The organism is Pseudomonas sp. MYb118, from assembly GCF_040947875.1.
GTDB lineage: Bacteria > Pseudomonadota > Gammaproteobacteria > Pseudomonadales > Pseudomonadaceae > Aquipseudomonas.
In genome coordinates, this window is the sequence record NZ_JBFRXN010000002.1 from 2,352,150 (window position 1) to 2,364,557 (window position 12,408).

The window sequence follows — 12,408 nt, forward strand, 5'->3', positions numbered from 1 at the left end:
TCACGCCATGTCGCTGACGCTGAATTCCTCGGCCAGGTGGTCGATCAGCGAGCGTACCGACGGCAACAAGCCGCGCCGTGACGGGAAAATCGCGTGGACGATGCCGCAACGTGGGTGCCAGTTGGGCAGCAATTCCACCAACCGGCCCTGCGCCAGATCCTCACGCACCGCCACCCGTGGCAAGTGGGCGATGCCTACGCCGGCCACCACGAAATGACGCAGGGCGAACAGGTCATCGGTCACCATGCGGGGCGTGTGGGGGATGATCAGGCTGTGGCTCATGTCCTCGCCCTGGATCAACTCCCACTGGTACTCACGCTGGGCGCTGCCCCAATGCACGCTGGGCAACTGGCTGAGCACCTGCGGGTCGAAACCCGGCGGCAATTGTTCGAGAAAACTCGGGTGGCCCACCAGGCATTGGGTACTGTTGCCCAGCACTTTCATCACCATGTCGGTGTTTTCCAGTGGCGGAAAACGCACGCGCAGGGCGACGTCTATGCCTTCATGCAGCAGGTCGACCCGACGGTTGGTGCTCTCGATGAACAGCTCCACCTGCGGGTACTTGACCATGAAGCGCGACAGCATCGGCCCGACCCAGAAATTCAGCAGGGTGGTGGGGCAACTGATGCGCACCAGTCCACGGGGTTCGCTGCGGTTGCGTTCGATGATCTCGGCCGCGCCTTCAGCCTCCACGCGCATGGCCAGGCAACGCTGGTAATAGGCCTGGCCGACCTCGGTCAGCGAGCAATGGCGGCTGGTGCGATGCAGCAGACGCACGCCCAGGCGTTCCTCAAGATCGGCAATACGCCGGCTGAGCTTGGACTTGGGCATGTCCAGCGCCCGCCCGGCCGGGGCGAAGCCGCCGTGCTCGACCACCTGCGTGAAGTAATAGAGGGAGTTGAGGTCTTCCAATGATCGTTCTCCGCCTGAAAGCCGGCTTATTCCGTGCTGCCAAGCCCTTGCCAATGCTTGAGGCCAATGAAGATGAAGCGCAGTTGCTGGGTGATCTTGGCCTGTGGCGTCAGGTGCTCGGGCAGCGCCTTGGCCGGCGGGTCGATGATGTCGGGCAGGGTGGCGAACACGCTTTTGACGATCAGGTCGGCCATGACGTTAAGGGCCGCGCTGTCGAGATGCTGCAGCTTGGGCATCAACGCCAGGTCGGCGGCCAGGTCGGAACTGATGTCTTCACGCAGGCGACCGATGGCCAGGCGCACCGGCAGCGAGCCGCCGTACTGCTCGCGGGCCAGAAACAGAAATTGCGAACGATTGGCCGACACCACGTCGAGGAAGATCCGCACCGAGGCGTCGATGATGCCGCCCATGACGAATTCGTTGTGGCGCACCAGGCGAATGGTTTCGCGGAAGGTCTGCCCGACTTCACTGACCAGCACCAGGCCCAGCTCGTCCATGTCGGCGAAGTGACGGTAGAAACCGGTGGGCACGATGCCGGCGGTTTTCGCCACTTCACGCAGGCTCAGGCTGCCGAAACCTCGGCCGCACTCCATCAAATGACGGGCGGCGTCCATCAGGGCATTGCGGGTCTGTTGTTTCTGTTCGGCGCGGGGCAGCATCGCTAGGGGTGTTTTCTGGACAAGACAGCGACGCACTCTAGCAAATCGGCTTTGCCGGCGTCGAACGATCAGGCGGGGAGTGTGCTGCTGAAAAAGTCAAAAGCCCAATCCGGGGATTGGGCTTTTTTTCAAGGCGATCATGGCCTTAGCTCAAGCGGGCGTTGCGTTCGATCACACGGTCACCACCACCTTCGGCCAGGGCTTGGCCCAGCGGAGTGCGGTCGGAACCGTCGGCAGCCAGGGTTTGGCCCAGTGGGGTGCGGTCGGAACCATCAGCAGCCAGGGTTTGGCCCAGAGGAGTGCGGTCGGAACCGTCAGCAGCCAGGGTTTGGCCCAGCGGAGTGCGGTCAGAACCATCAGCAGCCAGGGTTTGGCCCAGCGGAGTGCGGTCGGAACCGTCAGCAGCCAGGGTTTGGCCCAGAGGAGTGCGGTCGGAACCGTCAGCAGCCAGGGTTTGGCCCAGTGGGGTGCGGTCGGAACCGTCAGCAGCCAGGGTTTGGCCTTGTGGAGTGCGATCCGAACCGTCTTGAGTGATCAGGCCTTTTTCTTTCAGGCGATCGTTACCACCTTCAGCCAGGGTCTGGCCTTGTGGAGTGCGGTCGGAACCATCGGCTGCCACGGTCTGGCCGAATGCCGATTGGCTGGCTTTGACTTGTGGGGTGGCCTGGTCAGCGGCAGGCAGGGCGAAGGCCGTGCTGGCCAGCATTGAGAGGGTAAGGCTAAGCAGTAATTGGCGTTTCATGATCAGGGTGCTCCGTGGCAAGGCAAGAATTTGGGTACGAGTGCAATGCTACTCTCGATAAATCAATATAAAAGTTCATAAGCGCAATGGTAATAATCAACAGAATTGATTGTTCCCTGCGAAGGCTCTAAACCGGGCCTTTCCGGCCGGCGTTTTCGCACCGATGTGGGTATTTTCAACTCACATGTGCCGCACAAAAGTGCGGGGGCGGTAACACCGGGTGACGAGCGCAGGTTGATCCGGGCCGATTATTTGAACGTTAAGCCGCATTTCGGTTAAACCTGCGGGCGCTTTTTCAGTCGTACATTTCATGGCAGGCCGAACGGCCTCACGTTTCACACGCGCGTCGCAGTCAGGGCGCTCAGTCGTATTCAGGAGCTTTGTGCCATGACGCGCACCCCGAAAATCCTCGCCTGGACCTTCGCCAGCCTGGCGGTGCTGCTGGCGGTACTGGTACTGATCATCGTCTTCTTCGATTGGAACCGGATCAAACCGACGATTAATGACAAAGTCTCTGCGGAGCTGCACCGACCGTTCGCCATCAATGGCAACCTGGCGGTGGTCTGGCGCCGCGAGCTGGACGAGGGCGGCTGGCGCGCCTGGGTGCCGTGGCCGCATGTGGTGGCCGAGGACCTGAGCCTGGGCAACCCGGACTGGTCGAAACAACCGCAGATGGCTTCGCTCAAGCGCGTTGAGCTGCGCATCTCGCCGTTGGCCCTGCTGGCGCAACGGGTAACGATCCCGCGCATCGACCTGACCGAGCCCAACGCCCAACTGCAACGCCTCGCCGATGGCCGCGCCAACTGGACGTTCCAGTTCGACCCCAAGGACCCGAACGCCGAACCATCCAACTGGGTGGTGGACATCGGTTCGATCGGTTTCGACAAGGGCCACGTCACCCTTGATGACCAAACCCTGAAGACCCAGCTCGACCTGCTGATCGACCCTCTGGGCAAGCCGATTCCCTTCAGTGACATCGTTGGCGACAAGGCGGCGAAAACCGCCCAGGAAAAAGGCAGCGCGCCGCAGGACTACGCGTTCGCGCTCAAGGTCAAAGGCCAGTACCACGGCCAGAAACTCGCTGGCGACGGCAAGATCGGCGGCCTGCTGGCGTTGCAGGACGCCAGTCGGCCATTCCCGCTGCAGGCCCAGGTGGCCATCGCCGACACCCGGGTCGAACTCGCCGGTACGCTGACCGACCCGCTCAACCTCGGCGCCCTGGACCTGCGCCTGAAACTGGCCGGCAACAGCCTCGGCAACCTCTACCCGCTGACCGGCGTGACCCTGCCGGACACGCCGCCCTACGCCACCGACGGCCACCTGATCGCCAAGCTGCACGAAGCCGGTGGCGCGGTGTTCCGTTATGAGGAGTTCAACGGCAAGATCGGCGCCAGCGACATTCACGGCAACCTGGCCTACGTCGCCAGCCAGCCGCGACCCAAACTCAGTTGCGCGCTGGTGTCCAACCAACTGCTGTTCGCTGACCTGGCGCCGCTGATCGGCGCCGATTCCAACGCCAAGCAAAAGGCCCGTGGCGGTGACAGCAAGCAACCGGCGGACAAGGTGCTGCCGGTCGAGGAGTTCAAGACCGAGCGCTGGCGCGACATGGACGCCGATGTCGAATTCACCGGCAAGCGCATCGTCCACAGTGAAAAACTGCCGTTCAACGATCTCTACACGCACCTGGTGCTGACCGACGGCGTGCTCAGCCTCGAGCCGCTGCGCTTCGGCGTGGCCGGCGGCAAGCTGGATGCGCAGATTCGCCTCAACGGCCACACCGAACCGCTGGAAGGCAACGCCAAGCTCACCGCGCGTGGCTTCAAGCTCAAGCAGCTGTTCCCGACGTTCGAGCCGATGAAAACCAGCTTCGGCGAGCTTAATGGCGATGCCGACATCAGCGGTCGCGGCAACTCGGTGGCGACCTTGCTGGGCACCGCCAATGGCAACCTGAAAATGCTGATCAACGACGGCGCCATCAGTCGCGAACTGATGGAACTGGCCGGGCTCAACGTCGGCAACTACGTGGTCGGCAAGATCTTTGGCGACAAGGAAGTGAAGATCAACTGCGCGGCCGCCGACTTCGACATCAAGAGCGGCCTGGCCAGCACGCGTCTGTTCGTCTTCGACACCGAGAACGCGATCATCTACATCGACGGCACGGCGAACATGGCCACCGAGCAACTGGACCTGACCGTGACCCCGGAATCCAAGGGCTGGCGCCTGATTTCCCTGCGCTCGCCGCTGTACGTGCGCGGCAAGTTCATCAAGCCCGATGCCGGTGTGAAGGCGGTGCCGCTGATGCTGCGCGGGGCGGGGATGGTGGCGCTGGGCGTGATCGCGGCGCCGGCCGCGGGCCTGCTGGCCCTGGTGGCACCCAGCGGTGGGGAGCCGAACCAGTGTGCGCCGTTGTTGCAGCAGATGAAGGCGGGGAAGGCGCCGGTGACGGTTAAACCCACAAAATAAGTGGTGCCTGGGAGACCGCATTCGCGAGCAAGCCCGCTCCCACAGTGTTCTGTGGTGAACACAAAATCTGTGAACACCACCTAATACTGTGGGAGCGGGCTTGCTCGCGAAGGCGGCCTGTCAGGCGCTACAAATCCCGAAGAATATCGGCCATATCATCGGCATGCTCTTCTTCCTGAGCCAGGATGTCCTCGAAGATGCGCCGGGTGGTCGGGTCCTTTTCGCCAATGTACTGAATGATCTCCCGGTAGCTGTCGATGGCGATCCGTTCGGCCACCAGGTCTTCGTAAACCATTTCCTTGAGCGTGTTGCCAGCCACGTACTGCGCGTGGGAATTTTTCGACAGCAGGTCGGGGTTGAACTCCGGCTCGCCGCCCAGTTGCACGATGCGCTCGGCCAGGCGGTCGGCGTGGGCGGCTTCCTGGTTGGCGTGTTCGAGGAATTCGTCGGCGGCGACATGGGCCTTGAGGCCGTTGGCCATGAAATAGTGGCGCTTGTAGCGCAGCACGCACACCAGCTCCGTGGCCAGCGATTCGTTGAGCAGGCGCAGCACTTCCTCGCGGTCGGCACTGTAGCTTTCGGTCACCGCGCCGTTCTCGACGTTCTGTCGGGCACGGGCGCGAAGCGTTGTTACATCGGACAAATGCATGTCACTCATGGCGTTCTCCTGGAGGCTAATCCGGTGGGGCGTCACCCTCTGTGGAAGTGATCGCTACTTAGGCTGTGAGTGGCGCGCGGGAGAAAAAGTTTGATGCAATTGGCCAATCGAAAAGCCGCACCGCACCGGGTCGGTTACGCGGGATGTCATAGACTGCTCGTCGAGTTGTCACTTTCGCCGGCGATGCTTGGCGGATGTCTTGCATCCAGTCGGGTGTCACCTGCCGCTTACAAGGATGTCCATCCATGTCGCAAGGTTCGGCCACGCGTTACCCGTTGGTGCTGGTCCCGGGGATGCTCGGGTTTATCCGGCTGGTGTTCTATTCGTACTGGTACGGCATAGCCGAAGCCTTGCGTCGGGATGGAGCGACCGTGATCGCGGTGCAGGTCTCGCCGCTGCACTCCAGCGAAGTACGCGGCGAGCAATTGCTGGCGCGGATCGAAGAGATATTGCGTGAGACCGGCGCCGCCAGGGTCAACCTGATCGGTCACAGCCAGGGCGCGCTGACCGCCCGTTACGCCGCGGCGATGCGCCCGGACCTGGTGGCTTCGGTGACGTCGGTGGCCGGGCCCAACCATGGTTCGGAACTGGCCGATCACATCCACACCCATTACCCGGCGGACAGCGCCAAGGGGCGGCTGCTGGCGTTCTTCCTGCGCCTGATTGGTGCGGTGATGGGGCTGCTGGACACCGGCTACCGCGGGCCGAAGCTACCGGTGGATATCCATGCCGGCCACGAATCGCTGACCACGGCGGGGGTGACACTGTTCAATCAGCGTTATCCACAGGGCCTGCCCGAAACCTGGGGTGGGCACGGGCCGGAAGAGGTCAACGGCGTACGCTACTACTCATGGTCGGGCACCCTGCAACCGGGCAAGACCGACCGCGGACGTAACCTGCTGGACGGCACCAACCGCAGCTGTCGCCTGTTCGCCACCACCTTCGTGCGCGAAGCCGGACAGTGCGACGGCATGGTCGGGCGCTACAGCTCGCACCTGGGCACGGTGATCGGTGATGCGTACCCGCTGGATCATTTCGACATCGTCAACCAGTCGGTGGGGCTGGTGGGGAAGGGCGCGGAGCCGATCAGGCTGTTTGTCGAGCATGCGGGGCGGTTGAAGGCGGCGGGGCTTTAGACCGCGTTATCGTTCTTCGCGAGCAAGTCGAATCGTCGCACCGCCGCTCCCACAGAGGACCGCATTCCACCTGAAGAAATGCAATCACCTGTGGGAGCGGGCTTGCTCGCGAAGGCGTCAGCCCAGACGCCGCCCCAACACCGTCGTCCACCGCTCCGAAACAATCACCCCACCCAACGTCAACGCCCCACCCACCAGGTGATACAGCGCCAACTGCTCACGCAGCACCACCGCCGCAATCAGCGCGGTGATCAACGGCAGCAAATTGAAGAACATCACCGTGCGGCTCGATCCCAGGCGCACCACCGCCTGCATCCACAACAGCGGCGCGAGCATCGAAGCCAGCAGGCAGGCGTACAGCACCAGCGGAACGTTCTGCACGGTCGGGCCGATTTTCGGCGAGACGGCAAACAGCGGAAACAGCACCACCACCGCCACCAGCACTTGCAGGTACAACAACACCAGCGGCGGCAAACGCAGCTGCCATTTTTTCAGCAGTGTGCTGTACAGCGCATAGGCCAGCGTGGCGATCAGCATCAACGCGTCGCCCAGGTTCACCCCGTGTTCCAGCAGCGCCGCGAGGCTGCCGGACGACACCACCACCAGCACACCGATCAGCGACAACACCGCGCCAACCAGTGCGCCTGCGGTCAGGCGCTGGCCCAGGCTGACGATGGCCATGGCCAGCGCCATCAACGGCATCAGCGACAGGATGATGCCCATGTTGGTGGCGGTGGTCATGCTTGCGGCGAAGTACGCCAGGCTCTGGTACACGGCCATGCCCAACACGCCGAGGATGAAGATCTTGCCCAGGTTCGGGCGGATCGCCGACCAGTGGGTGATCACCGGCTTGAGCATGAACGGGGTGAACAGCAGCCCGGCGAGCAGCCAGCGGTAAAAACCGATCTCGGCGGGGAAGATCGCCCCGGCCGACATTTTGGTGATCACGGTGTTGCCGGCCCAGATGAAAATGGCCAGCAGGGGATAAGCGTATTGCATCAGCACAACCAGAACATTGATGGCCGGCCATTATCCACGGTCTGGTCGCCGGCAGGAATGTGTAACAGGGCTTGTCTACACTTCAGGGCGAGGCCGTGCTCCTCGGTGCGGCGACAAGGAGAAAACTCCATGAAGATGTTGCGTGTCCCTTTGTTGATGATCGGTCTGCTGCTCTGCTCCCAGGGTTTCGCCGCCACGGCCCAGCAGAACAAAATGACCACCTGCAACGCTGACGCCACCGCCAAGAGCCTCAAGGGTGATGAGCGCAAGGCCTTCATGAGCACCTGCCTCAAGGCCGCGCCGGCCGCCAACGACGCCAAGGCCCTGACCCCGCAGCAGGAAAAGATGAAAACCTGCAATGCCGATGCGGCGACCAAGGCGTTGAAGGGCGATGAGCGCAAGGCGTTCATGAGTAGTTGCCTGAAGAAATAATCGTGTCGGCTGAAGGTACTTCTCGCGAGCAGGCTCGCTCCCACAGAGGTTCGGTGTCCGCCGGCCCATTGTGGGAGCGAGCCTGCTCGCGATAGGGTCGCCAATGTCGCCACACAATCCCTAGTGCTCCCCCGCGAACGCTGGCAGACTGCCAATCCTTTCTACGCCGTTCGTTTTGAGGCTGTATGCCAACGTTTTCTCAACGCCAAGTCTTGCTGGTCATCAGTTGGGTGATCATCTTCGGTGGTTTGCTGCTGGTGCTGCCCCTGCGCTTGCTGCCCAGCCTGCTGGCCGGGTTGCTGGTGTTCGAACTGGTCAACATGCTCACCCCGCAATTGCAGCGCCTGATCGAAGGGCGGCGGGCGCGCTGGCTGGCGGTGGCGTTGCTGGGCACGCTGGTGGTCAGCGTGCTGGCGCTGATCTTCGCCGGGGCCATCAGCTTCCTGCTGCACGAGGCGGAAAACCCCGGCGCGTCCCTGGATAAATTCATGCACGTGGTCGACCGCGCGCGCGGGCAGTTGCCGCCATTCGTCGACGCCTATCTGCCGGCCAGCGCCGCCGAGTTTCGTGTGGCCATCGGCGACTGGCTGAGCAAGCACCTGAGCGATCTGCAACTGGTGGGCAAGGACGCCGCGCACATGTTCGTCACGCTGCTGATCGGCATGGTGCTGGGCGCGATCATCGCCCTGCAGCGCATCCCTGACCTGACCAAGCGCAAACCGCTGGCGGCGGCGTTGTTCGATCGCCTGCACCTGTTGGTCCAGGCCTTTCGCAACATCGTCTTTGCGCAGATCAAGATTTCCCTGCTCAACACCTTCTTCACCGGGATCTTCCTGGCGGTGGTGCTGCCGATGTTCGGCATCAAGCTGCCGCTGACCAAGACCCTGATCGTGCTGACCTTCCTGCTCGGCCTGTTGCCGGTGATCGGCAACCTGATTTCCAACACCCTGATCACGATCGTCGGCCTGTCGCTGTCGATCTGGGTGGCGGTGGCAGCATTGGGTTACTTGATCGTGATCCACAAGCTTGAGTACTTCCTCAACGCGCGCATCGTCGGCGGGCAGATCAGTGCCAAGTCGTGGGAGTTGCTTCTGGCGATGCTGGTGTTCGAAGCGGCGTTCGGCCTGCCGGGGGTGGTGGCGGGGCCGATTTATTATGCTTATCTCAAGAGTGAGTTGAAGCAGGTGGGGATGGTTTGATCAGGCGGATTTGCGTCGCCTGATACACCATCGCGAGCAGGCTCGCTCCCACAGTGGGTGGCTGGTGTTCACAGGTTTTGTGTTCACTGCAGAACCATTGTGGGAGCGAGCCTGCTCGCGATAGGGGCAACGCGGTCTCGGATCAGCCCACAGAACCGTAACGCTTGGCCGCCTCAATCGCCAAACCACTGCCAATACTGCCAAAGATATTCCCCTCCACATGCCGCGCATTCGGCAGCATCGCCGCCACGCTGTTGCGCAGCGCCGGGATCCCGCTCGAACCGCCGGTGAAGAACACCGTGTCCACCTGGCCGACCTGCACATCGGCGTCCTTGAGCAGTTGGCCGACGCTTTCGCGCACGCGCACCAGCAGGCTGTCGATGGCCGACTCGAACAGCACGCGGGTCAGTTCCACGGCGAGGCCCGGTTCGATGCGGTCCAGCGGCACGTGGCGGCTGTCGTTGTGGGTCAGCTGGATCTTGGTTTCTTCCACTTCCATCGCCAGCCAGTGCCCGGCGCGTTGCTCGATCAGCTTGAACAGGCGGTCGATGCCGCCGGTGTCCTCGATGTCGTAGCGCATGCTGCCCAGGGCCAGTTGCGACTTCTGCGAGTACACCGAGTTGATGGTGTGCCAGGTCGCCAGGTTCATGTGGTGGCTGGTGGGCATGTAGGCGCCGCTCTTCATGCGGCTACCGTAGCCGAACAGCGGCATCAGGCCTTGCAGGCTGAGCTGCTTGTCGAAGTCGGTCCCGCCGATGTGCACGCCGCCGGTGGCGAGGATGTCGTCCTGGCGCTGGTCCTGGCCGCGACGCTCAGGCGACAGGCGCACCAGGGAGAAGTCGGAGGTACCACCGCCGATGTCGACGATCAGCACCAACTCTTCCTTCTCGATGGTCGACTCGTAGTCGAAGGCCGCCGCAATCGGTTCGAACTGGAACGAGACGTCCTTGAAGCCGATCTTGCGCGCCACTTCCACCAGGGTGTCTTCGGCTTCCTTGTCGGCGACCGGGTCCTCGTCGACGAAAAACACCGGGCGACCCAGCACCACTTGCTCGAACTCACGGCCGGCGGCGGCCTCGGCGCGCTGCTTCAACTGGCCGATGAACAGCCCCAGCAGGTCCTTGAACGGCATCGCCGTGCCCAGCACGCTGGTGTCGTGCTTGATCAGCTTGGAACCCAGCAGGCTTTTGAGCGAGCGCATCAGACGGCCTTCATAGCCTTCCAGGTACTCGTGCAGCGCCAGTCGGCCGTACACCGGGCGGCGTTCTTCGAGGTTGAAGAACACCACCGACGGCAGGGTGATCTTGCCGTCCTCCAGCGCGATCAGCGTTTCCACGCCGGGGCGCAGCCAGCCGACAGTGGAGTTGGACGTGCCGAAGTCGATACCCAAGGCACGGGCTGGAGAGGCAATGTTCATGTATGTGCGGTTCCGGTCAAAAAAACGGCCGCGCAGTGTATGCCAGTAGCGACCAGAATCGAAGGCCGACTATCCGCTAAATCTCACCGTTCGCGCCTTGATAAGCCGCCGCTCAGCCCCAAACTTGTCTGCATTGAGCCTGGCAGCCCGCGAACGGTCGCAAGTACCGCCCGCCGCTGCCGATAAACTTCTGATGCGCCCCCCGGTCACAATAGTGTCCCGCACTTGAGATCGGTCAACCGGCCAGCCGCAAATGCGAGCATGCTGGCCGTCATGGCGCGATATCGAATAACGGATGGTGAGCCTTAGATGGACTTCAAAGACTATTACAAGATTCTCGGTGTGGAACCGACCGCGGACGATAAGACGATCAAGGCCGCTTATCGCAAACTCGCGCGCAAGTACCACCCCGACGTCAGCAAGGAAAAGGACGCCGAAGCCAAGTTCAAGGATGCCTCGGAAGCCTATGAAGCGCTGAAAAGCGCCGACAAGCGCGCCGAATACGACGACTTGCGCAAATACGGCCAGCACGGCCAGCCGTTCCAGGGCCCGCCGGGTTGGCAGGGGCGTGGCGGCAGCGGTGGTGGTTTTGGTGGCGGCGGCACGGGCGACTTCTCGGACTTCTTCAGTTCGATCTTCGGCAACCGTGGCCCCGGTTTTGGCGGTGGACAATCAGGCCGCAGCGCCGGACGACGAGGGCAGGACGTGGAAATGGAACTGGCGATTTTCCTCGAGGAAACCCTGTCCAATGAATCGAAGAAGGTCACCTTCCAGGTGCCGCAGTACAACGCGGCCGGCCAGCACGTGAGCAACACCAGCAAAAGCCTGAACGTGAAGATTCCGGCCGGCGTCACCGACGGCGAGCGCATCCGCCTCAAGGGCCAGGGCGCGCCGGGTATCGGTGGCGGGGCCAATGGCGACCTGTTCCTGATCATTCGCTTCGCGCCGCACCCCAAGTTCGACGTCGAAGGCGAAAACCTGATCATCACCTTGCCGTTGGCGCCGTGGGAGCTGGCACTGGGCACCGAAGTGGCCGTGCCGACCCTGACCGGCAAGATCAACCTCAAGGTCCCGGCCGGCAGCCAGAACGGCCAGCGCATGCGCGCCAAGGGCCACGGCCTGCTGAACAAGGCCGGGCAACGCGGTTATCTGTTCGTGCAACTCAAGGCTGTGATGCCCAAGGCATCCAGCGATGAGGTCAAGGCGCTGTGGCAGGAACTGGCGAAGAAGGCCGCATTCGACCCGCGAGAGAACTTCTGAAAACTCAGATGGAGTAGCCGACTATGAGCAGTCCCCTGATCGTTCAACTGGACATGGCAGAATTCTGCGAGGCGACCGAGCTGTCGGACGTCTACGTGATCGAAATCGTCGAACACGGCATCCTCGAACCTCAGGGTAGCCAGCCCAGGGACTGGCGCTTCACCGACTATGAGCTGACCCTGGCCAAGCGTGCCGCCAAACTGCGGCACGACCTCGAACTGGAATGGGAAGGCGTCGCCCTGGCGCTGGACCTGCTCGAAGAAGTCCAGCAACTGCGGGCGGAAAACCAGATGCTCAAGCAGCGGCTGGGACGTTTGGTGGTGGAGTAAGCCCAACACCCCCTCTGTAGGAGCGAGCTTGCTCGCGATAGCGGACCATCAAGCACCATCTGTGTTGACTGACACTACGCCATCGCGAGCAAGCTCGCTCCTACAGGGGATTTGTGTCGTGGAGCAGATGCCCTGCTCGCGATAACTATGTACCGCAGCCGCCCCCATTCAAGATGATGTGCTAGCGCTCCAATTCACTGGA

The 12,408-nt window shown here is 62.4% G+C and carries 12 protein-coding genes; 6 read left to right on the forward strand and 6 right to left on the reverse strand.

What is annotated here, in order from left to right; all coding sequences use genetic code 11:
- The 3 genes from ABVN20_RS16610 to ABVN20_RS16620 form a co-directional block, all read right to left on the reverse strand.
- Positions 1 to 912: a LysR substrate-binding domain-containing protein gene (locus ABVN20_RS16610; RefSeq protein WP_368556792.1), complete on the reverse strand. Its 912-nt coding sequence runs from the start codon at positions 910 to 912 to the stop codon at positions 1 to 3.
- A 26-nt stretch (positions 913 to 938) separates the two neighbouring features.
- Positions 939 to 1,571: a TetR family transcriptional regulator gene (locus tag ABVN20_RS16615; RefSeq protein ID WP_368556793.1), complete on the reverse strand. Its 633-nt coding sequence runs from the start codon at positions 1,569 to 1,571 to the stop codon at positions 939 to 941.
- Between the two features lie 145 nt (positions 1,572 to 1,716).
- The gene (locus ABVN20_RS16620) at positions 1,717 to 2,313 is read right to left on the reverse strand and encodes a hypothetical protein (protein ID WP_368556794.1); all 597 of its coding nucleotides are present in this window, start codon (positions 2,311 to 2,313) and stop codon (positions 1,717 to 1,719) included.
- A gap of 387 nt (positions 2,314 to 2,700) precedes the next feature.
- On the opposite strand from ABVN20_RS16620, the gene ABVN20_RS16625 reads away from it, so the two are divergent.
- Complete coding sequence (locus ABVN20_RS16625; RefSeq protein WP_368556796.1) at positions 2,701 to 4,776, forward strand: AsmA family protein; 2,076 nt, start codon at positions 2,701 to 2,703, stop codon at positions 4,774 to 4,776.
- Positions 4,777 to 4,903: 127 nt separating this feature from the next.
- Here ABVN20_RS16625 and ABVN20_RS16630 read toward each other — a convergent pair whose 3' ends face one another.
- Positions 4,904 to 5,434: a bacterioferritin gene (locus ABVN20_RS16630; protein WP_368556797.1), complete on the reverse strand. Its 531-nt coding sequence runs from the start codon at positions 5,432 to 5,434 to the stop codon at positions 4,904 to 4,906.
- A 245-nt stretch (positions 5,435 to 5,679) separates the two neighbouring features.
- Between ABVN20_RS16630 and ABVN20_RS16635 the strand changes: the two genes are divergently transcribed.
- Entirely contained in the window at positions 5,680 to 6,570 is an 891-nt protein-coding gene (locus ABVN20_RS16635) for an esterase/lipase family protein (protein WP_368556798.1), read from the forward strand.
- Positions 6,571 to 6,687: 117 nt separating this feature from the next.
- On the opposite strand, the gene ABVN20_RS16640 is transcribed toward ABVN20_RS16635, so the two are convergent.
- Positions 6,688 to 7,569 carry a DMT family transporter gene (locus tag ABVN20_RS16640; protein WP_368556799.1) on the reverse strand — a complete coding sequence of 294 codons (882 nt, stop codon included), beginning with the start codon at positions 7,567 to 7,569 and terminating at the stop codon, positions 6,688 to 6,690.
- A 129-nt stretch (positions 7,570 to 7,698) separates the two neighbouring features.
- On the opposite strand from ABVN20_RS16640, the gene ABVN20_RS16645 reads away from it, so the two are divergent.
- Complete coding sequence (locus ABVN20_RS16645; RefSeq protein ID WP_192307754.1) at positions 7,699 to 8,001, forward strand: PsiF family protein; 303 nt, start codon at positions 7,699 to 7,701, stop codon at positions 7,999 to 8,001.
- Positions 8,002 to 8,186: 185 nt separating this feature from the next.
- The gene (locus ABVN20_RS16650; protein ID WP_368556800.1) at positions 8,187 to 9,200 is read left to right on the forward strand and encodes an AI-2E family transporter; all 1,014 of its coding nucleotides are present in this window, start codon (positions 8,187 to 8,189) and stop codon (positions 9,198 to 9,200) included.
- A 142-nt stretch (positions 9,201 to 9,342) separates the two neighbouring features.
- On the opposite strand, the gene ABVN20_RS16655 is transcribed toward ABVN20_RS16650, so the two are convergent.
- Positions 9,343 to 10,617 carry an Hsp70 family protein gene (locus tag ABVN20_RS16655; protein ID WP_368556801.1) on the reverse strand — a complete coding sequence of 425 codons (1,275 nt, stop codon included), beginning with the start codon at positions 10,615 to 10,617 and terminating at the stop codon, positions 9,343 to 9,345.
- A gap of 309 nt (positions 10,618 to 10,926) precedes the next feature.
- On the opposite strand from ABVN20_RS16655, the gene ABVN20_RS16660 reads away from it, so the two are divergent.
- On the forward strand, positions 10,927 to 11,877 hold the full coding sequence (locus ABVN20_RS16660; RefSeq protein ID WP_368556802.1) for a DnaJ C-terminal domain-containing protein: 951 nt from the start codon (positions 10,927 to 10,929) through the stop codon (positions 11,875 to 11,877).
- Positions 11,878 to 11,900: 23 nt separating this feature from the next.
- Positions 11,901 to 12,206 carry a chaperone modulator CbpM gene (locus tag ABVN20_RS16665; protein WP_368556803.1) on the forward strand — a complete coding sequence of 102 codons (306 nt, stop codon included), beginning with the start codon at positions 11,901 to 11,903 and terminating at the stop codon, positions 12,204 to 12,206.
- Positions 12,207 to 12,408 lie beyond the last annotated feature (202 nt).